A 23,447-nucleotide genomic window follows, 5' to 3' on the forward strand; every position below is an offset into this window, starting at 1 on the left:
AGTCCTCCTTTTCTATAATCCGGAAGCCTCCAAAACTTCCGGTATTATGTGTTCTCTTCCGATGGCCATTATGTGAATTCCTTGGCAGAGGTTTTCTTCCTTTATCTTCCGGATGGTACGAGATGCTATCTCTATTCCTTTTTTTTCGGCGGCTTGCCTATCTAAACCCCTTAATTCCTCAAGTACTTCTGATGGTACCCGTATTCCCGGGACGTTCTCATTCATGTAAAGAGCCATCTTGTAGGAAAAAAGCACAATTATGCCCGCTAATATCTTTACCGGAAATTGTCTAGCATACTGCATGAACTTTCTTAATGACGAAACATCGTATATACCTTGAGTTTGAAAGAAACGAGCTCCCGATTCGACCTTCTTTTCGAACTTGAAAAGTTGCGGCTCAATGGGGTCCGCTTCTGGATTACAGGAGGCACCAATAAAAAACTCGACCTTTCCAGAGAGCTTGGACCCGGAAAGATCGTAGCCACTCTCAAGGGTCTTTATCGTCCGTATAAGCTGCACGGAATCGAGGTCAAAAACAGGCTTCGCATCTTTGTGATCCCCAATCTCCACCGCATCACCCGTAAGACAGAGAACGTTTTTAATTCCCCTAGAGTATGCGAAAAGAAGGTCGGCTTGGAGGGCAATCCTATTTCTGTCCCTGCAAGTCATCTGAAGGATTGGCTCTCCGCCCATCTCCTTTATAAGTAGACATACTCCTAAGGATGGATACCTCATCACAGAACTTTGATGGTCGGTGACATTTAAAGCGTCGACCCTGTCTTTGAGCAGTTCAATGATCTTTTTTGTGTGGGAAAGATCGCTGCCTTTTGGTGGACCAACCTCGGCTGTGACAACGAACTTCTTTGAGTTCAATTTTTCTTCAAATAAAGAGATCGCCATAAGCTGTCTTCAAGCTATCATAACCCGTTTCGGCTTTTTCTTTAGACTATATTCCCTTGGAGGTACGTAAGTTCTCAAAGTTTGGACTCTGCCTAACTTCAGTAACCTCTCGTAGATCATTATCCATCCGCAGTCCATCTCTCTATCCACCTCGCACTTTCCATCTTTTGATCCACCACATGGCCCATTCAATATCCCCTTCGCGCATCTCGTTATGGGACATATCCCACCTGTTTCATAAAGTCTGCAATCACCGCAGCCTGCGCATCGCTCATCCCAGATGCCAAGTTTAGAAGAAGAGCCCATAAAAAGGGTGTTCAGACCTGGAATACAGACAACGTGTGGAAAAAACTCGGCCAAAACCTGAACACCCACTCCGCATGCGAGTGTAAGAATTGCATCGACTTCATAAGATTTGCCTTTTATAGCCTCGAGGAATTCATTATCACACTGCCTTTTTACCGTATACTCGTGGAATCTTTTCCCATCCAGAAGACCCTTTGTTTGAGCGACTCTCAGTGCGGAGTGTATGAGTGCAACCTCCCTCTCTCCTCCACTGTTACATACCGTAACGCACGTTCCGCAACCGAGTATCAAAATACTATCGTACGGGGCCAAAAACCCTATTATTTCTTCGATCGGTTTTCTTGTTGCAACTATCATCTTTCCCCCGTCAATGTTCGTTTAAGGATTATCTTGCTTACAACTTCTATAAAATCGTCCAGGGTTTTTCCCACATCTTTTTCCGACCCACTAAATAGCCTTATTCTTTCCGGTTCTAACCCCAGACCCTGTATAATCTCTTTTGCCCTTTCAGCTTTAAGTTTCGCGAACATTTCTGTATTCTGTCTTGCACATCTCTCTTCCCCACAGGCCGCAATAAATACGCCCTGGGCATTAAGCTCAAAGGCCTCTACTATGTGCTCAGTTTCCAGTTTCCCGATGCATAGAACCGGAACTATATGTACCCCTGTCTTCGGAATGCTAAAAAATCGTGCCAAACTGCCCTCTCCAAAGAGACCGTACTGGCACACAAATCCAACGATGTAAAAACTTTTTTCTCTTGTTGGACGGGATGAAAGATAAAGTAACTCGAGTTCTATCTGACGCCTATCTGACGGTTTACGAAGGAAGATCGCTTTTGCGGGACATTCGCTTACGCAAATGCCACAAGCGACGCACTCGGAGGCGGGTATTTCGACGTCCCCTTTTTCGTCCACAAATGGACTACTATAAGGACACACTCTCACACATCTAAGACAGCTTGCGCACTTTTCCTTATGGAGAATTTCTGCGCCAATACCGCACCTTAAGCATCTTTTTGCTTCCAAAAAAGCGCTTTTCCAGTCGTAGACGAGCTCAAATGGTTCGAATCTCTCTATCCTTTCCTCCTTTGGCTTAAGAGGGGGCTCGATCCTCGATATTTTCCTTATCATCTCAACGGTCCTCGGATTCATCTCGTCCCGCACTTTCTCCTTCTTTTTTTTGTCCTCAAGGGGGTATCTCATCCGGAGATAGTCATCTATTCTTTTTGCCGCTTTCTTTCCTGTGGCTAGTGCTTCTACAACTGATGCTGGACCGGTGACAGCATCTCCTCCGGCAAAAACACCCTCTCTACTGGTTGTAAGTGTTACAGGATCAACTTTTATAGTCCCCCTTTCCACATGGAGATGAAAATCTTCTGGGATCTTTGGCATCTGGCCAATGGCAAAGATAACCATATCGGTCTCATGAAAATAAGTCTCCGATTCGTCGAACTTGGGATTGAACCTTTTCTGTTCGTCAAATACAGAGAGGCATCTTATAAGTTTGAGACCCTTTACGCTTCGTTCTTCTGTGATCACAGCTTTTACCCCAAAACCCGGGTGGATTATGACTCCCTCGTCCTCACACAGTTTTATCTCGTCTTTTCCAGCAGGCATCTCTTCTTTTCTTTCGAGACATACGATATCGACTCTTTTTGCTCCAAGTCTTATGGCAGCCAAAGCGCAGTCCGCGGCAACTCCTCCCCCACCGACAACAGTTACACGTTCTTTTACCTTCATTTTAAGACCCAAATTTATCTCCCTTAGAAAGGATATGCCATCTACTACGCCATCGGTATCCTCTCCTTCTATTCCAAGCTTTCTTCCTTGGTGGGCACCTACGGTCACGAAAATGGCTTTGTAACCTTTTTCAAAAAGGAGATCCAAGGAGGTTACAGGAGTGTTCACCCTTATCTCTATGCCCATCTGGGTAAGTCTTTCGATCTCCAGATCGAGCATCTTTTTAGGGAGCCTAAATTCTGGTATACCAACCCTTAACATTCCTCCTGGCTCGCTTAAAGCTTCAAAGATCGTGACAGGGTAACCGAGGATCCTGAGGTAGTAAGCACAGGAAAGGCCCGCCGGACCTGAGCCTACTATCGCTATCCTCTCCTGATATTTGTCTTCCACTTTTTCCCTCACCATCCGGTCACCACCGAATTCAACGGCGAACCTCTTTAGAGCCCTTATCGCTATGGGTTTATCGATCCACCTTCTTCGACATTTTTCTTCACATTTGTGAGGACACACAAATGCGCAAATGGAAGGGAAAGGATTTTTATCCCTTATCACCCTTAAAGCCTCCATTATCCTTCCCTGTGCTATTAGATCCACGTACTCCCTTATGTCCTGATCTAGCGGACAAGCATCCTGACAGGGAGGGATGAGCGTTCTGTCTTCAATACTATGCACTCTTTTTACCATCGAGAATATGATAGCCTTTTAAGATTCCACTTCAATCCGTAAAAACCCGTATCCTCAAACCGTATTCTACCGGATCCACTACCGTGGCGAGGGGCTGAAATTGTATACAAATCTCTTGACATGGGACCGGTGTGGGTATATAGTGATGGAAAATTGTATACAGATTAAGGGGGATTAAATGGAATTTTATGAACTCTTCAGCAGACTTACTGTTCTCTCGTTAGAGCAGGCCACCGTTCTTCCCTATTTGACTTACAGGCTCGCAATGGATGGTGCGAGGGTTATAAGGATAGAACATCCCATATACGGTGATCCAAATAGGAGAGTAGGCGATAACGTCTTAGGCGAAGACCGGATGTATACTTACTTTTTGCCTATCAACTGCAATAAGGAATGCATCACACTCGATCTTTCGGTCCCCGAAGGGCAGGAAATATTTAAAAACCTCATAAAGAAACTCAACGTCGACATTTTTTTGACGAATCAGCTTCCCAGAAATTACAAGAAACTGGGTATCGACTACGAGTCAATAAAGGCGATAAAGGAAGACATAATTTGGGTTGGCCTTACTGGGTTTGGACCGGAGAGTAACGAACCCGCATACGACCCAATCCTTCAGGCGAGGGGTGGGCTTATGGAGCTCACAGGAGAGAAAGACGGTCCCCCATATGTTTTAGGAATTCCTTTGCCAGATATGGGTGCGAGTGAGCATGCTTACGGTCTGATTATGAAGGCCCTGTATAGGAGGGCATTAACAAAGGAGGGCGCAAGAATAGATGTTTCTATGTTTCAGAGCACAGTTTCTTGGCTTACAGTTCCAATAACCTTAACAAAATCCTTCAACAGAAAGATAACGAGAAGGGGAAATACGCACGAGTTTTTCGCTCCTGTAAGTGTGTACAAAACGATGGACGGTTACGTTTACATAGCGGTGGGTAACGATCTTCAGTGGGAAAGAATGTTAAAGATCCCCGGTTTTGAAGTACTTGCAAAACCAGAATACGAAAGGAATGAGGGGAGAATAAAGGATGTGAAGAATCTGAATGCCAAAATCGAGGAGATAACAAAGACTTACACGACTGAAGAGCTGATAAAATTATTCACTGAAGCTACTATTCCGATATCTAAGGTGAATACAATTGAAGAGGTCATAGAAGATCCCTACGTTAAAGGAGAGATTCTCGAAGCTTGTGATGAAAAGACGGGGCTTACTATCTATTTGGCCCCACTACCCTATACGACAGATTACGTAAAAATGAAGGGAAAGAAAGTTAAATTTCCTCCACGTTTCGGAGAACATAACGAAAAGATCTACTGCGAGACCCTTGGCTATCCTAAGTCTTACATAGAGGAACTTAGGGCAAAAAAAATAATTTGAGGTTTAGTATGCAGCCTGAAGAGGCTAGGCTAAAACTCAGAAAAGGGAAATCGTTAAGAGAACAAGTGTATAAAAAACTTAAAGAGAGCATTTTAGATGGCACTTTTGAAGCTCACAAAAGACTCATTGAGGAAAAACTTGCAGACCAGCTTGGTACGAGCAGAACTCCAGTAAGAGAGGCGATCCAAAAGCTTGAAAAAGAGGGTTTAATTTATAGGCTTCCGAAAGGCGGTTTTGCTGTAAGCTCCATTTCGGACGATGACATAGAGGAGGTATTTGAAATAAGGAGCATTCTCGAAGGATATGCGGGCTATCTTGCAACAAAAAGAATAACTCAAGAAGAGCTGACTTCCCTTGAAGAGATCGTAAAAAAGGGGGAGGAGTCTCTAAGAAAAAACGACTTTGAAGCTTTAGTTAAGCTTAACACGGAGTTTCACGACAGGCTTTACAGGGCTTCAAAAAGCAAACTACTATATAGGATCATAAATGACCTTAAGGACTTCATCTACAGGTTCCGTGTAGTCATTTTTCGACACAGACCCCTAGTAGAGATCTCACTTAAAGACCACAGGGAAATGATAGAGCTTATGAAGACGGGAAGCGCAAAGAAGGTGGAGTCTCTTATAAGAAAGCACATAATTAGGGGCAAAAAACTCGTAAAGAAGGCACTAAAGGAAGAGACAAAAAAGGGTTAAAGGATGAAGAACGTAAGTGCTGATGAACTTGCGAATAGGATACTCTCTGGTGATGAAAGAGTAGCCTCGCGTGTTATCTCCCTTATCGAGAATGGAGACGAAAAGGGTTTTCAAGTTGTCTCATACCTTTACCCGAAGACAGGGAAGGCCTTTCGGATAGGTGTTACAGGGTCAACAGGTGCCGGAAAGAGCACAATAGTGGACAAAATAGCCTTGGCCTATGGGCAGATGGGGAAAAAAATAGGAGTCATTGCCATAGATCCGACTAGCATAAAATCGAAGGGAGCATTTTTCGGAGACAGGCTCAGGTTCAAAAACGCGGAAAAGATAGAGGGGATTTTCATAAGGTCTATGGCTCACAGGGGATTCTCGGGAGGGATATCGAAGGCCGCACTGGGAGCTGAGCTTGTGCTTGAAGCCTTGGGCAAAGAAATAATCATAGTGGAAAGCGTAGGTGTTGGCCAAACCGAACTTGGCATCTCCTATGTGTCGGATGTTGTAATTACCGTGCTAACCCCAGATTTTGGCGATGAGATTCAGCTGATGAAAGCGGGACTTTTGGACATCGGGGATATTGTTGTGATGAACAAAATGGACCTTCCGGGTGCGGAGGAAAAGGCCAAGGATTTGCTTGCCTATCTCGAAAGTATAAAAAAAGATAGCCAGATGTCGGTTATTAAAGTGATTGGTAAAACGGGTGAAGGGATAGAAAGACTCATAAAAATTCTCGAAAAAAAGAGAGAGACGTTAAAAGAGGATGGAATAGAAAAGACAAAGGCTCTCGTTCTTGCATTTGCAAAGGAAGAACTTACAAAGAGTGTAGAAAAATTAATAGAAAAGGATCCGGAATGTGTAAGGCTCATTGAAGATGTTCAAAAGAGAAGGAAGGATCCCTATTCTATTTCCCGAATGATAGTCTCCATTCTTGTAGGAGACGGAAGATCCCGTAAATAGAAGCGGGAGGAGTGGATGATAAAGGTACTTATAGCAAAGCCTGGCCTAGATGGTCACGATCGGGGTGCTAAAGTCGTGGCGCTTGCCTTAAAAGAGGCGGGGATGGAGGTTGTCTATTCGGGATTACATAAAACGATAGATCAGATAGTAAGTATGGCTATCCAGGAAGATGTTGACGTAATAGGACTTTCGATAATGAGTGGTGCCCATATTCCCCTTACAAGGAAACTCATGGAAAAGCTAAAGGAATTGGGTATTGAGGACAAAAAAGTATTCGTGGGTGGAGTGATCCCGTCAAAGGACATACCGAAATTGAAAGAAATGGGGGTTACAGGAGTCTTCCCAGGGGGAACCCCCCTCGAGGAGATAGTGAAAGCGATAAAAGCCTCAGTGAATAAGTAGGAGGAACTGGATGTCAACCGCGAGATACATAAAGGACGACAAGGATCAGATCCTGGATGTCATTTACGAGTCCGGAATTCATGTAAAACCTGTCTATACTCCGAAGGATTTGGAAGAGATCGGGTTTTCATACGAAGAGGATCTAAACGACCCAGGTAAGTTTCCGTTTACAAGGGGTATCCATGCTTTGGGTTACAGGTCGAGGGCCTGGACGACAAGACAATATACCGGATTCGGTACACCAAAAGAAACAAATGAGAGATTCAAGTTCATGATTGCGCATGGCCAGACGGGATTGAATGTGGCTTTTGATCTACCGACGCAGATGGGGTACGACTCAGACGATCCTATGGCGGAGGGTGAAGTTGGAAGGGTCGGAATGGCAGTAGACACAATAAGGGACTTTGAGATCGCCTTTGATGGGATTGAACTTGACAGAATAGGTGTGGGGCTCACAATAAATGCCGTTGCCTCAATTATACTTGCCATGTTTCAAACGGTGGCAGAGAAGTACGGATACGATCCTAAAACAGTTTCAGCAACTCCACAGAACGATATCCTAAAGGAGATGATAGGACGAGGTGCCTGGATATTCCCTGTGGAGCATGGGGTAAGACTTACAGGGGATGTGATCGAGTACTGTATTAAGGCTATGCCAAAGACTAATCCCGTAAGTGTCTGCGGTTACCACATAAGGGAGTCAGGGGCAACACCAGCCCAAGAGATAGCATACGCTTTTTTGATAGCCTTTGCCTATATAGATAACGTGAAGGAAAGGGGTTATGAGCCTGACGAATTTGTTGGTGGTTTTACCTTCAATTTCAACGTCTTCGGAAACATGTGGGAGCAGATAGCAAAGTTCAGGGCTGCGAGAAAGCTTTGGGCAAAACTTTTAAAGGAAAGGTACAATGTGAAGAAAGAAAGGAACCTCTTTCTCAGGGGGATATTTGGAGGAGGAGGTTACGGTCTCACAAAGGCACAGCCCGAAAATAATATCGTAAGAGGGGCGTACTACGCACTTGTTGCTGCCCTTTCCGGAGCCCAAACAACCGCCCTTTGTAGTTACGATGAGGCCTATACCATACCAACACCCCATTCAGCCCTTATATCTTTAAGGACGCTCCAGATACTTATGGATGAAGTTGGATTGAGGGATACGGTTGATCCCCTTGCAGGAAGCTATTTTATTGAGACCCTAACTAAGCAGATGGAGGAGAAGATCTTAGAGGAGATGGAGAAGATAGAAAAGTATGGTGGCATAATAAAAGCCATATCCGATGGGTTTATCCAGAGGATGCTTGCAAGGCAAGCTTACGAAATCGAAAAAGGCATAGAAAGGGGTGAGCTTTTAAAAGTGGGTGTTAACATATACGTTGAGGGAGAGCCTAAAGAAGTGGAGCTCCACGAGTATAACGAAGAATCTGCAAGAATCCAGATAGAAAGCTTAAAAGAGATAAAGAGGACAAGGTCCCAAAAAGAAGTGGCAAAGACGTTAAAAGAGCTTGAGAGTGCAACAAGAAGCGGAAAAAACGTGATGCCTTATCTTCTGGAATGTTGCAAAGCGTATTGCACCCTTGGAGAGATGACTTCAGTGTTCAGGGAGATCTTTGGAGAGTTCCAGGAACCATCCATATTTTAGGTTTAATTTGCTGGAGGATTGCAGGTGGAGAGAAGTTTTAGGCTTGGATGTGATATAGGAGGTACTTTCACAGACTTCGTGCTATTAGATGATGTAACAGGCGAAATCTTTACCGCAAAATGCTTAACTACACCGAAAGACCCATCTCTCGCCGTAGAGGAAGGCATAAGGATACTTTCGAAAAAAGTTCCAGGATTTATCTCTGAGCTTAAAGAGTTCATACACGGAACAACACTCGTTATAAACTCAATAATAGAAAGAAAGGGGGCAAAGACCGGTCTTATAACGACAAAAGGCTTTAGAGACGTACTAGAGATAGGAAGGGAGATAAGATACGCTCCATACGATATCTTTGCCGAATTCCCAAAACCCCTTGTGCCAAGGCGGCTCCGGATGGAACTAGACGAGAGAATAAGGAGTGACGGTTCCATCCTCAAACCCCTTGATGTTAAAGAAGCGAGGGAGGTAGTACGAAAGCTCGTAAGTATGGGTGTTGAATCAATAGCTGTCTGCCTTTTGAACTCCTTCGAAAATCCCGTACACGAAAAGATGATAGAGGAAATAATAAAAGAGGAGGCACCCTGGGTTTCCACTTCCATCTCTTACAAAGTCCTTCCCCAGATAAGGGAATACGAAAGGACAAGCACAACCGTAACTAATGCCTACGTCAAACCGTTAACGGAAAAGTACTTATCGAACCTCAAAGAAAGACTCTCTAGACTTGGTTTTAAAGGTAGACTCTTTATAATGCTAAGTAGCGGAGGAATAACCTCCGTAGAGATAGCGAAGGAGTTTCCGGTAAGGATAATAGAATCCGGTCCAGTAGCAGCAGTTATCGCGGCTCAGTATTACGGCAGACACTTTAACATTTCCGAAATGTTCTGCTTCGATATGGGAGGCACTACCGCAAAATCATGTCTAATCCAGAAGGGTGAGGCAGGGGTCGTTCCCACTTTTGAAGTGGGAAGGGTTCAAAGGTTCATGAAAGGGAGTGGACTTACTATCCAAGTACCTGTTGTGGATCTCATGGAGATAGGGGCCGGTGGGGGAAGTATCGCTAAGATCAGCCGTATGGGTACTTTGCAAGTAGGGCCGGAGAGTGCTGGAGCAGACCCCGGGCCCATCTGTTACGATAGGGGAGGGGAAGAGCCCTGTGTGACAGATGCCGATCTACTCCTTGGATATCTAGATGAGAACTATTTTTTGGGTGGCGAAATGAGGCTAAATAGGAAGAAGGCAGAAAAAGGGATAGAAGAAAAGATAGCGAAGCCTTTGGGTGTGAGTTTAAAAAAGGCGATATGGGGAATACATGATCTTATAAACGAAACGATGGCTGCTGCTGCAAAAACCCATATAGCAGAGAAAGGGGGAAATCCAAAGATAGTTACAATTGCCGCATTCGGCGGTGCAGGCCCCGTCCACGCTTACGGGCTTGCAAAGAAACTCGGAGCGAAAAGGATCATGGTGCCTCCAAATGCGGGTTGTGGCTCGGCCATGGGGTTTTTTACTGCTCCCAGGGCCTTCGACACATTAATTAGCCATAAAGTATCTTTGGGCAAGGCCGATTTGTACGCCATAGAGGAAACTTTAAGAAAACTTGAAAAAGAGGCGGAATCAACGTTAAAGGGAGAGTACTCTCAAGAACCTGTCCGCTTTATAAGATCTGTGGATATGAGGTTTGTAGGACAGGGCTCTGAGATATCGATTCCAGTTCCTTCAAAGCCATTTTACACATTCACAAAGGAAGAGATAAGAAGGATGTTTGACGAAGAGTACCAAAGACTTTACGGAAGAACGTACCCCGAATCGGAGATCGAGTTTATAAATTTTAAGGTAAGAGCTGAGTTGCCTATAAAACTCCTTAAACTTTCGAAGCTCCAAAGAACCGACGGACAAAGCGTAGAATCTGCCATAAAGGGCAAAAGATTAGCTTTTTCTTCGATCGTTAAAGACTTCATACAGTTTACCGTTTATGACAGGTATAAGTTACCTCCTGGCTCAAAATTTTTTGGTCCGGCGATAATAGAAGAAAGAGAATCGACTATTGTTGCAGGAGAGGACACAGAGATTACGGTGGACGAGTATGGTTTCGTCTGGATAGAGATAAGGGGCTGACAGTATGGGTGATGGATTTGACCCGATCACTATAGAGATCCTCTGGCGAAGGCTCATATCGATTGTGGATGAGGCGGACTCGGCAGTTGCGAGGACAGCCTTTTCTAGCCTTTTGAGGGATGCCCACGATTACACGTGTATGTTCACAGATCGATTTGGAAGAGAACTCGCCCAAGGAACTTTTGCAACTCCAGGACAATCGGGGGCAATGGCCCTGGGGATAAAAAAACTAATAAACAGTTTCCCGGAAGGTTATTTTGAGCCCGGAGACGTAATTATCACGAACGATCCGTGGATTCTCGCTGGCCACCTAAACGATGTTTGCGTTTTAAGCCCCATATACTTTAAGGATAGGCTTGTAGCATATACGGCTTGCGTATTCCATCACTCCGACATAGGAGGTAGAGTCTCCTCCGATAACCACGACGTTTTTGAAGAAGGACTCTTTATACCTCCCGTAAAGCTATACGAAAGAGGGGTTTTGAACCGGGCAATAATGGACATCATCCGGTGGAATGTGAGAACACCTGAAGAGGTTATAGGGGATATAAGGTCACAGATAGCGGCAAATCACGTATGTGCGGAAAAGATAAAACAGATGCTTGAGGAGACAGGACTTGATACTTTGGATGATCTGGCAGAGGAGATAATCACGATCACCGAAAAAAGTATAAGGGAGGAGATAGGAAAGATCCCTGATGGAGTGTATTTTTCGGAGGGAAGGATAGAACAACCGAAAGGAAAAGAGGATGTGATAATTAAAGCAAAGGTTGAGATTTCAGGTACAGATATCATAGTTGATCTCGATGGTTCCTCACCACAGGTCGATTGGGGTGGGAATGTTGTGTACAATTTCACGTATGCATACGTTTTCATGGCAATAAAGAGCATGTTTGCTCCGGATATCCCGAATAACGAAGGATGTGCAAGACCGATAAAACTCTATGCCCCCTACGGGTCTGTAGTCAACTGTAAATTTCCAGCTGCCTGCGCGGCAAGGATGCAAATAGGGCACTTTCTAACAGAGATAATCTACAGAGCCTTTGCTGAAGTTCTGCCGGATAGGGTGATTGCAGGTTCGGGTGGGACACCCGCCGCCATGAACGTATTCTACGGCAGAAGGAGGGACGGGACACCATGGCACTCGGTTATTATAAGAGGCGGAGGTATGGGGGCAAGTGCAAAAAGCGATGGCAAACACGTTTTCATATTTCCGGCGAATGGGGCGAATACTCCTGTTGAAATTTTCGAAAACGACACTCCCATCATAGTTGAAAAACGCGAGCTGATCACTGATTCGGGCGGTCCCGGAAGATCAAGGGGCGGGCTTGGAAAAAGGGAAGTTTTTAGAGTTCCCGATGACGAATATGCACCTTTGCCGCCTGTCAATCTTGGAATTCAGGCAGGAAGATACGTGTATCCTCCTGAAGGGCTTTTTGGGGGCAAACCAGGAAGAAAGGGTGCATTTCTTGTAAACGGAAAGGAAGGAAATCCCTACGGGCTTACCCGGCTCAATCCAGGAGACGTTGTGATTATCGATGCACCGGGAGGGGGAGGCTATGGAGATCCCTTTGAGAGGGATTGTGAGCTCGTACTGAACGATGTTATAGAAGGTTACGTTAGTTTGGAGAGTGCTCGTGATGACTATGGAGTATACATAGATCCGGAAACCCTTCAAATCGACTGGGAGAGAACCAAAGAGCTGAGAAAGAAAAAAACAACTGATGGAGGTCCGCATGGAGAGACCCTTTGACACAAAAGTCAAAAGCGAAGAGGAACTTCGGCAGTTGCAACTTAAGGGACTTAAGTGGACCGTGAATCACGCCTATTACGGATCTCCAGCATATAAGAAGAAGTTTGACGAAGCCAAAGTAAGACCAGAGGACATAAAAAGCCTAGATGACTTAAAGCGTCTCCCATTTACAACTACGAAAGATTTACAAGAAGGATATCCTTTTCCACTCCTTTGTGTTCCAATGGAAAAAGTGATAAGGATCCACGCATCTTCTGGAACGACGGGCAAAAGGAAGGTAATATGCTATACGAGAAAGGATGTTGAGGACTGGGCTGACATGTTTGCTAGGTGTTACGCTTATGCTGGTTGCACAAAGGAAGATAGGATCCAAATAGCCGTTGGGTACGGGGTCTGGACAGCAGGATGGGGTTTTCAGAATGGGTGTGAGAGATTCGGTGCTATGAGTATACCTATTGGGCCTGGAAATATTGACATGCAATGCCAATTCCTGGAAGACTTCGGAAGTACAGTTTTGTGCTGCACAGCGTCCATGGCGCTCCTTATGGCGGAAGAGATAGACAAAAGGAACCTTAGGGGAAAGATAAAACTGAAAAAAATTATCTTTGGTTCTGAGAGATCGAGTGATGCCATGAGAAGGAAGATATCAGAACTTTCCGGGGTTCCTTTGGACGAACTCTACGATATTCCTGGAATGACGGAACTTTACGGACCCGGTACAGGGCTTGACTGCAAATACCACAAAGGGATCCACTACTGGGCAGATTACTACATCTTAGAGATCCTAAATCCCGAAACATTGGAACCGGTGGAACCCGGAGAAGTTGGAGAGATGGTTGTAACGACCCTTTGGAAAGAGGCTGTTCCTTTAATCCGCTATAGAACGAGGGATTTGACAAGATTTATACCTGAGAAGTGCCCGTGTGGGAGTCTCATGCCAATGCACGACAGAATCCTTGGAAGATCGGACGACATGTTCATATTTAGAGGAGTAAACATCTATCCCAGCCATATTGATGAGATTCTTTCGAAGATCCCTGAGGTGGGAAGCGAGTATCAGGTACACCTAATAAGAAAAGAAGATGGAAAGGACTACATGACCCTTAGGGTGGAAAGGGCAAAAGAGCTACATCAAAGGTCTGATCTTGATGAAAGGATAAAACAGGTTATAGGAGAAAGAATAAAGAGTGAGATCATGGTGAGTTGTGATATCGAAATCGTTGATTATGGAAGCCTTCCAAGATCAGAAAGGAAGACAAAAAGGGTGTTTGACAATAGGGAGTGAACAATAAGGAGGAAGATGTGAAAAAATTCGACTACCATTTGCCAAAGACCTTGGATGAGGCTTTGAATCTTTTCGCCAGTCTTAAAAACTGTAAATACGTAGCCGGTGGGACGGATGTCTTTGTAGACATCAAAAGGAAGAAGATAGCGCCCGACAATCTCATCTCTTTAAGGAACATTGAGGCTTTAAAAATTATAGAGAAAAACGGTGGAATAAGAATAGGAAGTTGTGTGACCCATGAAGAGATACTCAAAAATGAAGACATAAAAAGGCATTACACGGCGCTACACGACGCGGTAAAAAGGCTCGGCTCAAAGCAGATAAGGAACGTAGCTACAATAGGCGGAAACATCTGTAATGCTGCACCTTCCGCCGATACGGCTTGTCCACTTTTGGTCTTCGATTGCGTAGTAGGAATCTACGGAAAGAAAGGCGAAAGAAAACTCTCTTTGGACGAATTCTTTCTCGGTCCGGGAATGGTATCTAAAGAAGAAGACGAAATCGTGACATTTTTTGAGCTTTGTTATCTTCCCAAATATTCCGGATCGGCATACATAAAGCTCACAAGACGGGAGGCTATGGATCTTGCAATAGTAAGTGTTGCATCAAGACTCACCTTTGATTTGGAAGAGGATATTTTAAAAGTGAAAGAGACGATTGCAAATAGCGATTTAAAAGACATGGAAGAGAAGATTGCTAATTTAGGAATCAAAGTAAAACAAGCGAGAATAGCCATGGGAGTTGCGGCTCCGACCCCCCTAAGGGCTAAGGAAGCGGAAACTTATCTATTGGGGAAAGTTTTGGACAGAGACAAAATATATGAGGCAAGTGAGATTGCATCCTCAGTCGCTAGGCCCAGGGATACGATAAGAGGTGAAGCCGAATATAGAAGGGAGATGATTAAAGTTTTAACGAGAAGAACTCTTCTCCTCTCAGTTAAAAGGGGACTCGGTTTGGAATAAAAAACTAAACTTACGAAAAGGAGCTTACATGAAAAAGAAAATAGAATTCAACCTGAACGGAGAAAACATAACTGTCGAAGTTGAGCCATACTGGAGCCTTTTATACCTCCTTCGGAACATTTTAAAACTCAAAGGCACAAAGGAAGGATGCGGATACGGGGAATGTGGAGCATGTACGGTAGTAGTTGACGGTTTGGCCGTAAACTCTTGCCTTTACCCTGTTATGGAGTTGGAAGGAAAAAAAGTAATAACGATTGAGGGGGTGTCGAAGAACGGGAAGCTCCATCCAATACAAAAAGCGTTCATCGAAGAGGGTGCAATCCAGTGCGGGTTCTGTACCCCAGGGATGGTGATGTCAGCCTATGCGCTTTATGAAGAAAAGAGAGAATATGACGAAGAGGACATAAAGGAAGCAATAGAGGGGAATCTTTGCAGGTGTACAGGATACGTAAAGATAATCGATGCTATAAAGGCCGTAAAAGGGGGGAAATATGAATTTTAACTTTGTGGGCCAAAAAATACCAAAAAAAGATGCGCCATTTAAAGTCACTGGTCAGGCGATTTACATAGACGATGTCGAACTTCCAGGCATGCTTCATGGAAAGATCCTTTACAGCAAGTACCCCCATGCCAGGATCCTGAACATAGATACTTCGAAGGCTGAAAGGCTTCCTGGCGTGAAAGCGGTGATTACGGCAAAAGACTTTCCACCTGGTTTCAGGATAGGTTTTATGAGGGACAACCCCCCTCTTAAAGGTAACAAAGTTCTATCGACGAGGGATGAGATCGCGGCGGTATGTGCCACTGATCCAGATGTGGCAGAAGAGGCTTTAAGCCTTATAGATGTGGAATACGAGGTTCTAAATCCTGTATTTGATCCCTTTTACGCTATAAGGGAGGATGCGCCAATCCTCCATGAGGAGTTTGGTTCTAATGTGCTTAATCTTCCTTGGAAGCTCGTCTGCGGAGATGTGGAAAGAGCAAAGATGGAGTCAGCGTACGTTGTGGAGGATACTTTTACTACTCAGTGGGTGACCCACTGCTGTCTGGCCACAAGTGGTTGTGTTGCCTATTTTGATGTTAATAACAATTTAACGATGTACAGTAATACTCAGATACCTTCTTTGGCCCAGAACCAGTTCCTTGAAGCCCTTTTAGCATTTGGACTCAAAAACAAAAGGGTGAGAATCATCCAGGTAACCATAGGTGGCGGGTTTGGAAGTAAGCTCGATACTTACCCATATGAGTATATAGCTATCCTTCTCGCCCTAAAGACTAGAAAACCTGTAAAGATAGTATTTTCGAGAGATGAAGAGTTTTTTGCAACCTCACCCAGGCAATGTACTGTAACTAGGATATCTCAAGGATGTACTAAGGAAGGTAGACTTACTTTCAGGGAAGTGGAGATGATCCTCGACAACGGAGCTTACACTTCTTGGGGAGCAACAACCCCATCGGTTATGATGATGCCTATCTCTTCTCTCTATAAAGTTCCTAACGTGAAGTACACGGCAAAGTGCGTCTACACGAATAACACTTACTGTCAGGCAATGAGAGGTTACGGAAATCCACAAGCCACTTTTGCTATCGAGTCTTCTTTAGACCATCTGGCAGAAGTGGCGAATATAGACCCGCTCGACATAAGAAGGATAAATGCCAACGAACCGGGAGAGATAACCCCACAAGGTTTTAAAGTCACAACATGCGGACTAAGGGAATGTATAGAAGAGGTGGCAAAGAGGCTGAACTGGCACGAAAGAAGGAAGAAAGGTAAAAATAGAAGAGGAGTCGGGATGGCTTCACTTATTCACGTGGGAGGCGGAGCAAGAGTTTACAAGTCTGACGGTTGTGGAACCATAATCAAAATGGACGATTTCGGAAAGGTCGACGTTTTCACAGGGGCAAGTGACATTGGTCAAGGTGCGGATACGGTTATCGCCCAGATTGTGGCTGAAGAACTTGGGGTTTCTGTGGAAGATGTGAACGTTATCCACAATGATACAGATGTGTGTCCGTGGGATGTGGGCGTGCATGCGAGTAGAACCACCTTTGTTGCTGGAAATTCAGCCCTTTACGCAGCACGAAAGATAAAGTTAAAGCTAGTGGAGATTATATCGAATCTCTTAGAGATTCCACCGGAGGATGTCGAAATAAAAAACGGCGTAGGTTTTTCAAAAACAGATCCCAAAAAAAGTATTCCACTGGCCAAAGCACTAAGGAGGGCGCATTTTACGACTGGGGGTTCAATTCTTATGGCCGAACACTTCTACGATCCTGAAAATGAAAACTACGATAAAGAGTTCAGAGGGAACCTCTCTTCAGCCTATTCTTACGGGACTCATGGTGTCGAAGTGGAAGTGGATACAGAAACTGGTAAGGTTAAAATTTTAAAGTACGTAGCTGCCCATGACGTTGGGCGTGCGATAAATCCACTTTTGCTTGAAGGGCAGATATATGGGGCCGTCCTTCAGGGTATAGGTTTTGCCCTATCCGAGAGACTAATCTATGAGAACGGATACCTCATGAACGGAAATTTTCTCGACTATAAGATACTCACAGCCAGAGACGTAGTCCCCATAGAGACTGTAATAGTTGAAACCGATGAGAAAAAAGGTCCTTTTGGTGCAAAAGGGATCGGAGAACCAGGGCTTGTCCCAACGGCACCGGCAATAGCCAATGCCATATACGACGCAATAGGCGTAAGGATAAGAGACCTTCCTATAACTCCGGAAAAGATCTTAAAGGCCCTAAAGGAGAAAGAAGATAGAGGGGAACGTTAGTCCTTAAATGTTTCCTCACACAGTGAAACACTAAGGAGGGCAAGCAAACTTCCTATAAACAGAACTAGGATCACCCACTCATACGGACCAAACGGGGTTCGTCCGAAATTCTTCGAAATATCCACAATGTATCCCAAAAGGGGTTGAAATACTACCCCACCTAGAAAAGGGAACATGTTTATAGTCCCCATCGATACGCCAGAGATTTCGGAGGGAAAACGTTCTCTTATTGAGATTACCGCAATGGTACCTACGGAACTTACTGTAGTCCCCATAATGAAAAAGATGAGAAACAGTGAAAAGGCATCTAACTTTTTTGAAAAAGTAAGAAGGGTGAGCCATGAAAGAGAGTTAAGAATGGACGTATAAACGAGTACTTTTTTTCTGCTCTTGAGTATCTTATCAGAGATATGACCCATCACAGGACCCATAGTAACCATGGCAAAAGCGATCATGGAGAGGATATTTCCCGAATCTACAACGGTGAATGAGTACGTCTCCATAAGATAGGGGCCAGCCCATAGACCGAAAAATCCAAAGAGGGCACCTCCTCTTATGAAGAACCAAAAGGCGATACCTATAAAATGCCGGTCCCTCAGGATCATTTTTAGGTCTGAAAAGAGTGATCTTAGCGATTGAGATTCGGATCTTTCTCTTTTTTGCGTAAAATCTTCGATTATTAAGAAGGTAAGTAAAGTCAAAGAGAGAATGATCACTCCAAGCAGAACAAAAGTCGTTCTAAACCCGATCTCCTCTAAAATGTAGGCTAAGGGAAATGTGGCCAAGAACCAGCCAAGCCCGCCCAGGGTCATAAGCACTCCCGAGACTCGACCGATCTCGGTGGGCAAAAAATATTCGGTCAAGATCTTCATGGAAGTTACAAAGACAACGGAGACCCCAAGACCCACAAGGGTTCTAAAAACGATAGCCATCTCGAAAGAGTCTGATAGACCAAACATAATGGTAGAGATGGCGGCTATGATCCCAAAGAGTGTGAGGGTTTTTTTAGGTCCCCATGAATCGTTGAGAAACCCGCAGGGCACCTGCATAAGGCCGTAGGTGTAAAAATAGGTGGAAGAGAGCATGCCCATGGAGGTGGCTGAGATTTTAAAAGTTTCCATAAGTTCCTGGGCTAAAACAGCAGGACAAACCCTTTGGAAATAAGCCAGAAGATACTGTATTCCGAGGATCCAGAAGGTGAGCCATCTTTTTTTCCTGCCTTTCATGGGTAATATAATACTAAACGCTTTCTCCTATTTAAAGGATCAACGTATTGACTGGAAGGGTAAATGGTGATAAAGTGAAACTATGTTCGGACTTGGCCTTCCAGAACTCATAGTTATCCTTGTTATTGTGCTTTTGATCTTTGGGGCGGGGAAACTTCCCGAAATAGGTTCTGCAATCGGCAAAAGTATTAAGAACTTCAAAAGGGCCACGAAGGGATTGGACGAAATAGACATCACCCCACCCAAGGATGAAAAGGAAAAAGAGAAGGAACAGCTAAAATCGTCATAGAAAAAGTCTATTTGGGCATAGGTTCGAATTTAGGCGATTCGCGTAGCCTATGTTTGGAAGCCGTAAGAAGGCTGAGTAAAGTTTCTGGTTTTACTTTACGTAAAGTATCATCCCTTTACATCACATCTCCTGTAGGTTACTATTCACAGAACGATTTTGTGAACATGGCAGTACTGGGCGAGTATTTGGGAACACCTAAAGATTTGCTTTGCGAGATAAAACAGATTGAGAAAGAGATGGGCAGGAAGGAAGGTCCAAGATGGGGGCCCAGAACCATAGACATCGATATTCTCCTATTCGGGAATCTTATCCTTGAAGACGATGATCTTAAAATCCCGCATCCTGAACTCCACAGAAGGAGGTTCGCCATAATCCCCCTTCTGGAGATAGAAAAAGACCTACTCCATCCCCTTTTTAACAAAAAACTCAAGGATATCCTTTTGGGGATAGATAGATCCCAGAAGGTTCGTTTCCTCGAAAGGATAGATCTTTCAAACCTCAAAGGTTTGGAAAGTTTTTAGGTCTTATGGAGAAGAAAGAAAGGCGAATAATAAATGAGATGAGGTCTATTGGAAGGGACCTTTTCTTAAGAGGTCTTGTCGGCTCCCACTCGGGTAATATGAGCGTCTTAGTTGATGAGGAGATCTATATAACTCGAACGAAATCGATGTTGGGAAGGCTAAAGAGAGAAGACATAGTAAGGGTACCTCTCGTTAAGTTAACGGAGGAGGTACTGAAAATAGCCTCTTCCGAAATTTCTGTCCATTTATCGATTTACAAAAATACAGATGCGAAAGCGATACTACATGCCCATCCGCCTTATGCAGTCATTTTATCCCTTATCTCGGAAGAAATCGAAGTGAATCCATGTGATTACGAGGGGAAACTAATTTTAGGATCTTTTCATATTTTGAGTACTGAAGGGCTAAGCAAAGAAGAAAGAGCAGAAAGGATCGCCTTTTCGTTGCAAAAAAGCAAAGCTGTCGTAGAAAAAGGACACGGAAGTTTTGCAAAAGGAGATAGCTTGGAGGAAGCTTACATGTACACGACAAGCCTTGAGTCTTCCTCCTTCTTTCAGTATCATTTAGAGACTCTAGTTAAACGGAGGGGCCGATGAAATTCTTTATCGATACTGCAAATGTGGATGAAATAAAAAAAGGCATAGAGATGGGGCTTGTAGATGGGGTAACCACGAACCCGACCCTCATCGCAAAGGAAAAAAAGGAACCTTTCGCGTTAATCAGAGAGATTCTATCGATCGTCGATGGACCGGTAAGCCTAGAAGTGATATCAGAGAATAGCCAAGGAATGTGTGAAGAAGCGGAAAGACTCGCATCTTTTGGCCCGAACGTTGTCATAAAAATACCAATGACAGAAGAGGGAGTGAAAGCAGTAAAATACTTATCGAAAAAAGGCATAAAGACAAATGTTACGCTTATCTTCCATCCTACTCAGGCCCTTATCGCAGCAAAAGCCGGTGCAACTTACGTGAGCCCTTTTATAGGAAGGCTCGATGACATATCTACCAGGGGTATGAACATTGTAAGGGACATAAAAAAGATCTTTGCGAATTACAATTTTCAAACTGAGATTATAGTCGCAAGCGTGAGAAACCCGATTCACGTTCTTGAAGCAGCTCTTATCGGCGCAGACATCGCAACAATCCCCTATTCGGTCCTTAGAGAGCTAATCAAGCATCCATTAACCGATATAGGGATCCAGAGATTCTTAAAGGACTGGGAATCTATAAAGAAAGAGAAAGAGACAAATTAGGATATTAGTCTTCGATTATCGAGCGAGTTTTTTATGGTCTGGGGGTCCGCATACACTATATCGCCACCTGCAGGAATACCGGATGCAATCCTTGTTACTTTCACATTCATCTCCTTTAGCTGGTCTGCGATGTAGTATGCGGTTGTGTTACCTTCCAGCGTAAGGTTAGTTGCGATGACAACCTCTGTTATCTTTGAGTTTTTTACCCTTTCGATTAGTTCTTGAATCCTTAAATTCTCAGGACCTATGCCTTCTAAGGGGTTTATTACCCCATGCAGGACGTGGTAGGTAAAAACGCCCGGATAAGCCTGCTCCATCACCATAACATGAGCAGGTTCTTCAACAACACATATTTTCGATTTGTCCCTCTTCTCATCTTTACAGATAAGACAGGGCTCCATGTCCGTTATGTTTAAGCAGACGGAGCAGAGTTTTATTTTTTCCTTGATGTCGACTATGCTTTGGGCGAGATCCTTAACGTAGTCATCCTTGGAGTTCAAAAGAAAAAAAGCGAGTCTCGTTGCAGTCTTTCTTCCTATTCCTGGGAGTTTTGTTAAATTTTCGATCAACTTTTCGACTACTTGCGGGTAAGCCATCTTCTCAGAATGGATAAAATGGAAGATTAAGCCCCCCAAGCCCTGCTAAATTAGCGATCTTTTCTTTAACCATCTCCCTTGATTTGTTAAGACCCTCGTTAATCGCTGCAACGATAAGGTCCTCTATAAGCTCTTTGTCACCCTCCTGCCATACCTCATCCGAGATTTTGATCGAAACAACCTCCTGCTTTCCATTGACGACACATGTGACCATTCCTCCACCAGACTGAGCTTCCACTTTCTTTTCCGCCACCTCTTCTTGGAGCTTTTGGAACTGCTCCTGGATCTTTTTTGCCTGCTTTAGGATTTCGCTTAAAGCCTTATTCATGGCTCCTCCTCAAGATTAAATATCCTTTCAGCCTCCCTTATATACTCATCTAAAATGTTTTTTTTCAATTCTTTCTTTTCGATAAGCACAATCTCTACGTCTTTTCCAGTCTTTTCTTTGTAGGTAGCCACAAGTCCCGGAACGAAAGACGAATCCTCGGCGAAAATCTTTAAAGCCTCATCGAAAAAGATCGTTATTTTCCCCTCCTCTATCTCGACATCCTGTAAATCTAAAACCTTTCCAAGTAGTGCATCCTTCTCTTTGACCCATCCTATGAAATCTTCTTTTGTAACTCTGTCGTAAGATGTCCTTCGTTCCTCATTTTGTTTTCCTAGGGTTGATGCCTTTTCCTGTGGTGAAAGGAGCTTTTGAATCGTTCTTAGCTTGCCCAGATTATAAAGGTTTATGTAAAGGACCTCAAGGGCTATCTTTGGAAAACTTCCTTTTAAGAGATCCTCGTTGACCAAAAGGTAGTTAAGCATATTTTGGATTTCGTAATATTCGATTTTGGAAATAACACTTTGGATCCTTTGAAACTCATCATCAGAAACGTAGATAAAGTCCGGTTTTCCGTGATAAAGCTTAGTAAGTAGCATCTTTCTCAAAAGACCTACAAGACCTTTATAGATTTGGCTCGCCTCATACCCTTTCTTTAAGCCATCGTCGATCATGGTGAGTCCAAAAAGGACATCCCCTTTTATCAACGAATCGACGAGCTCAAAAATGAAACGCTTCTCTACTATTCCCAAAAGCTCAATCACTTCTTTTTCTTTGACCGATCCATTGCCATATGCTATCGCTTTGTCAAGGATAGACTCCGCATCCCGTAAACTACCGTCTGCCTCTTCACCTATGTAGTGAAGGGCACTTTCCTCGTAAGGAATCCCTTCTTGGTCACATATCTTTTTAAGCTTGGCTATTATTTCGCTCTCAAGGATTCTTCGAAAGTCGAACCTTTGACACCTAGACATAATAGTCTGAGGGATTTTTTGCGGTTCTGTAGTTGCAAGGATGAATATGTTATGGCCAGGTGGTTCCTCAAGCGTTTTTAAAAAAGCATCCTTGGCCTCTCCTGTAAGCATATGGGCTTCGTCCAAAATATAAACTTTGTACCTTGCGATAAGTGGGGCGTATTTGACCATTTCTCTGAGTTCCCGAATGTCGTCTATTCTTCTCGTTGAGGCCGCATCTATTTCATGTACGTCCACAAAGTTTCCGTTATTTATGGATACGCAAACTTCACACCGGTCACAGGGATCAGGGGTAGGTCCATCCAAGCAGTTCACTGCCTTTGCCAGGATCCTCGCAAGGGAAGTCTTTCCCACACCCCTAGGTCCTGTAAATAGATAGGCGTGGCCGATCCTACCGAATTTTATAGAGTTTTTTATAGTTGTGACGATGTGAGGTTGGCCTATTATATCTTCGAATTTTTTGGGTCTCCATCTTCTTGCGATTACTGTGTAAGCCATTTGGAACGTTACGGGGCGCCAGGCTTACTGCGGCATACAGCTCGGTTACTACCGCTGCTTTCTTCCGAACCTCGCGGGGTTCATAACCTCGCTTATGCGCAGAGCCTGGCTAAAATTATCTTACCATAGATGACACAATTAAAGAAAATCTCTAGGATTGAGACCTTTCTTGAC

Annotated in this window: 22 protein-coding genes and 1 other RNA gene; 15 read left to right on the top strand and 8 right to left on the bottom strand. The window is 44.1% G+C overall.

All coding sequences use genetic code 11. The features are described from left to right. Positions 1-12: 12 nt before the first annotated feature. The 3 genes from NZ583_04390 to NZ583_04400 are packed head-to-tail and all read right to left on the bottom strand — an operon-like array spanning position 13 to position 3,629. Complete coding sequence (locus NZ583_04390; protein ID MCS7280852.1) at positions 13-900, bottom strand: methylenetetrahydrofolate reductase; 888 nt, start codon at positions 898-900, stop codon at positions 13-15. 9 nt (positions 901-909) lie between these two features. Further along, positions 910-1,563 (bottom strand): methylenetetrahydrofolate reductase C-terminal domain-containing protein, encoded by a 654-nt coding sequence (locus NZ583_04395; protein ID MCS7280853.1) that lies wholly within the window; start codon positions 1,561-1,563, stop codon positions 910-912. Next, positions 1,560-3,629 carry an FAD-dependent oxidoreductase gene (locus NZ583_04400; GenBank protein MCS7280854.1) on the bottom strand — a complete coding sequence of 690 codons (2,070 nt, stop codon included), beginning with the start codon at positions 3,627-3,629 and terminating at the stop codon, positions 1,560-1,562. Before NZ583_04400 ends, NZ583_04395 begins: the two co-directional genes overlap by 4 nt. Before the next feature lie 178 nt (positions 3,630-3,807). Between NZ583_04400 and NZ583_04405 the strand changes: the two genes are divergently transcribed. The 11 genes from NZ583_04405 to NZ583_04455 are packed head-to-tail and all read left to right on the top strand — an operon-like array spanning position 3,808 to position 17,592. Further along, positions 3,808-5,007, top strand: a complete 1,200-nt coding sequence (locus NZ583_04405; protein ID MCS7280855.1) for a CoA transferase — start codon at positions 3,808-3,810, stop codon at positions 5,005-5,007. 8 nt (positions 5,008-5,015) lie between these two features. Further along, complete coding sequence (locus NZ583_04410) at positions 5,016-5,702, top strand: GntR family transcriptional regulator (GenBank protein MCS7280856.1); 687 nt, start codon at positions 5,016-5,018, stop codon at positions 5,700-5,702. 3 nt (positions 5,703-5,705) lie between these two features. Beyond that, positions 5,706-6,656: a methylmalonyl Co-A mutase-associated GTPase MeaB gene (locus NZ583_04415; GenBank protein ID MCS7280857.1), complete on the top strand. Its 951-nt coding sequence runs from the start codon at positions 5,706-5,708 to the stop codon at positions 6,654-6,656. Positions 6,657-6,671: 15 nt separating this feature from the next. Beyond that, complete coding sequence (locus NZ583_04420; protein ID MCS7280858.1) at positions 6,672-7,058, top strand: cobalamin B12-binding domain-containing protein; 387 nt, start codon at positions 6,672-6,674, stop codon at positions 7,056-7,058. 10 nt (positions 7,059-7,068) lie between these two features. Continuing rightward, positions 7,069-8,697, top strand: coding sequence for a methylmalonyl-CoA mutase family protein (locus tag NZ583_04425; protein ID MCS7280859.1), 1,629 nt, complete (start codon positions 7,069-7,071; stop codon positions 8,695-8,697). Between the two features lie 24 nt (positions 8,698-8,721). After that, entirely contained in the window at positions 8,722-10,812 is a 2,091-nt protein-coding gene (locus NZ583_04430; protein MCS7280860.1) for a hydantoinase/oxoprolinase family protein, read from the top strand. Positions 10,813-10,816: 4 nt separating this feature from the next. Then, positions 10,817-12,565 (top strand): hydantoinase B/oxoprolinase family protein, encoded by a 1,749-nt coding sequence (locus NZ583_04435; protein ID MCS7280861.1) that lies wholly within the window; start codon positions 10,817-10,819, stop codon positions 12,563-12,565. Next, positions 12,549-13,850 (top strand): phenylacetate--CoA ligase, encoded by a 1,302-nt coding sequence (locus NZ583_04440; GenBank protein ID MCS7280862.1) that lies wholly within the window; start codon positions 12,549-12,551, stop codon positions 13,848-13,850. The genes NZ583_04435 and NZ583_04440 overlap by 17 nt, the downstream gene beginning before the upstream one ends. A 17-nt stretch (positions 13,851-13,867) precedes the next feature. After that, positions 13,868-14,812 (top strand): xanthine dehydrogenase family protein subunit M, encoded by a 945-nt coding sequence (locus NZ583_04445; GenBank protein ID MCS7280863.1) that lies wholly within the window; start codon positions 13,868-13,870, stop codon positions 14,810-14,812. A 28-nt stretch (positions 14,813-14,840) separates the two neighbouring features. Continuing rightward, positions 14,841-15,314, top strand: a complete 474-nt coding sequence (locus NZ583_04450) for a (2Fe-2S)-binding protein (GenBank protein ID MCS7280864.1) — start codon at positions 14,841-14,843, stop codon at positions 15,312-15,314. Beyond that, complete coding sequence (locus NZ583_04455) at positions 15,304-17,592, top strand: xanthine dehydrogenase family protein molybdopterin-binding subunit (protein MCS7280865.1); 2,289 nt, start codon at positions 15,304-15,306, stop codon at positions 17,590-17,592. Before NZ583_04450 ends, NZ583_04455 begins: the two co-directional genes overlap by 11 nt. Here the strand turns inward: NZ583_04455 and NZ583_04460 are convergent. Next, a complete protein-coding gene (locus tag NZ583_04460; GenBank protein ID MCS7280866.1) occupies positions 17,589-18,818 on the bottom strand; it encodes an MFS transporter in 1,230 nt (409 codons plus the stop codon). The genes NZ583_04455 and NZ583_04460 overlap by 4 nt on opposite strands. An 82-nt stretch (positions 18,819-18,900) precedes the next feature. Here NZ583_04460 and NZ583_04465 point away from each other — a divergent pair, with 82 nt between their 5' ends. The 4 genes from NZ583_04465 to fsa are packed head-to-tail and all read left to right on the top strand — an operon-like array spanning position 18,901 to position 20,880. Continuing rightward, positions 18,901-19,107 (top strand): twin-arginine translocase TatA/TatE family subunit, encoded by a 207-nt coding sequence (locus NZ583_04465; GenBank protein ID MCS7280867.1) that lies wholly within the window; start codon positions 18,901-18,903, stop codon positions 19,105-19,107. Positions 19,108-19,118: 11 nt separating this feature from the next. After that, positions 19,119-19,628: a 2-amino-4-hydroxy-6-hydroxymethyldihydropteridine diphosphokinase gene (gene folK, locus NZ583_04470; protein ID MCS7280868.1), complete on the top strand. Its 510-nt coding sequence runs from the start codon at positions 19,119-19,121 to the stop codon at positions 19,626-19,628. Positions 19,629-19,633: 5 nt separating this feature from the next. Continuing rightward, positions 19,634-20,224: a class II aldolase/adducin family protein gene (locus tag NZ583_04475; GenBank protein ID MCS7280869.1), complete on the top strand. Its 591-nt coding sequence runs from the start codon at positions 19,634-19,636 to the stop codon at positions 20,222-20,224. Next, on the top strand, positions 20,221-20,880 hold the full coding sequence (gene fsa, locus NZ583_04480; protein MCS7280870.1) for a fructose-6-phosphate aldolase: 660 nt from the start codon (positions 20,221-20,223) through the stop codon (positions 20,878-20,880). The genes NZ583_04475 and fsa overlap by 4 nt, the downstream gene beginning before the upstream one ends. On the opposite strand, the gene recR is transcribed toward fsa, so the two are convergent. The 4 genes from recR to ffs form a co-directional block, all read right to left on the bottom strand. Next, positions 20,877-21,476, bottom strand: coding sequence for a recombination mediator RecR (gene recR / locus NZ583_04485; protein ID MCS7280871.1), 600 nt, complete (start codon positions 21,474-21,476; stop codon positions 20,877-20,879). The genes fsa and recR overlap by 4 nt on opposite strands. A 4-nt stretch (positions 21,477-21,480) precedes the next feature. Continuing rightward, positions 21,481-21,804 carry a YbaB/EbfC family nucleoid-associated protein gene (locus NZ583_04490; GenBank protein ID MCS7280872.1) on the bottom strand — a complete coding sequence of 108 codons (324 nt, stop codon included), beginning with the start codon at positions 21,802-21,804 and terminating at the stop codon, positions 21,481-21,483. Beyond that, positions 21,801-23,273 carry a DNA polymerase III subunit gamma/tau gene (dnaX, locus tag NZ583_04495; GenBank protein MCS7280873.1) on the bottom strand — a complete coding sequence of 491 codons (1,473 nt, stop codon included), beginning with the start codon at positions 23,271-23,273 and terminating at the stop codon, positions 21,801-21,803. The genes NZ583_04490 and dnaX overlap by 4 nt, the downstream gene beginning before the upstream one ends. Positions 23,274-23,286: 13 nt before the next feature. Then, positions 23,287-23,384, bottom strand: an RNA gene (gene ffs, locus NZ583_04500) — signal recognition particle sRNA small type. Positions 23,385-23,447: the final 63 nt, after the last annotated feature.

The sequence above is a fragment of the Thermodesulfobacteriota bacterium genome (assembly GCA_025062045.1).
Lineage (GTDB): Bacteria > Desulfobacterota > Syntrophorhabdia > Syntrophorhabdales > JANXAF01 > JANXAF01.

Coding starts and splice junctions, on each gene's coding strand:
- NZ583_04390 (MCS7280852.1), bottom strand. CDS start 900: ATGGCGATCTCTTTATTTGAAGAAAAATTGAACTCAAAGAAGTTCGTT.
- NZ583_04395 (MCS7280853.1), bottom strand. CDS start 1,563: ATGATAGTTGCAACAAGAAAACCGATCGAAGAAATAATAGGGTTTTTG.
- NZ583_04400 (MCS7280854.1), bottom strand. CDS start 3,629: ATGGTAAAAAGAGTGCATAGTATTGAAGACAGAACGCTCATCCCTCCC.
- NZ583_04405 (MCS7280855.1), top strand. CDS start 3,808: ATGGAATTTTATGAACTCTTCAGCAGACTTACTGTTCTCTCGTTAGAG.
- NZ583_04410 (MCS7280856.1), top strand. CDS start 5,016: ATGCAGCCTGAAGAGGCTAGGCTAAAACTCAGAAAAGGGAAATCGTTA.
- NZ583_04415 (MCS7280857.1), top strand. CDS start 5,706: ATGAAGAACGTAAGTGCTGATGAACTTGCGAATAGGATACTCTCTGGT.
- NZ583_04420 (MCS7280858.1), top strand. CDS start 6,672: ATGATAAAGGTACTTATAGCAAAGCCTGGCCTAGATGGTCACGATCGG.
- NZ583_04425 (MCS7280859.1), top strand. CDS start 7,069: ATGTCAACCGCGAGATACATAAAGGACGACAAGGATCAGATCCTGGAT.
- NZ583_04435 (MCS7280861.1), top strand. CDS start 10,817: ATGGGTGATGGATTTGACCCGATCACTATAGAGATCCTCTGGCGAAGG.
- NZ583_04440 (MCS7280862.1), top strand. CDS start 12,549: ATGGAGAGACCCTTTGACACAAAAGTCAAAAGCGAAGAGGAACTTCGG.
- NZ583_04450 (MCS7280864.1), top strand. CDS start 14,841: ATGAAAAAGAAAATAGAATTCAACCTGAACGGAGAAAACATAACTGTC.
- NZ583_04455 (MCS7280865.1), top strand. CDS start 15,304: ATGAATTTTAACTTTGTGGGCCAAAAAATACCAAAAAAAGATGCGCCA.
- NZ583_04460 (MCS7280866.1), bottom strand. CDS start 18,818: ATGAAAGGCAGGAAAAAAAGATGGCTCACCTTCTGGATCCTCGGAATA.
- NZ583_04465 (MCS7280867.1), top strand. CDS start 18,901: ATGTTCGGACTTGGCCTTCCAGAACTCATAGTTATCCTTGTTATTGTG.
- NZ583_04475 (MCS7280869.1), top strand. CDS start 19,634: ATGGAGAAGAAAGAAAGGCGAATAATAAATGAGATGAGGTCTATTGGA.
- fsa (MCS7280870.1), top strand. CDS start 20,221: ATGAAATTCTTTATCGATACTGCAAATGTGGATGAAATAAAAAAAGGC.
- recR (MCS7280871.1), bottom strand. CDS start 21,476: ATGGCTTACCCGCAAGTAGTCGAAAAGTTGATCGAAAATTTAACAAAA.
- NZ583_04490 (MCS7280872.1), bottom strand. CDS start 21,804: ATGAATAAGGCTTTAAGCGAAATCCTAAAGCAGGCAAAAAAGATCCAG.
- dnaX (MCS7280873.1), bottom strand. CDS start 23,273: ATGGCTTACACAGTAATCGCAAGAAGATGGAGACCCAAAAAATTCGAA.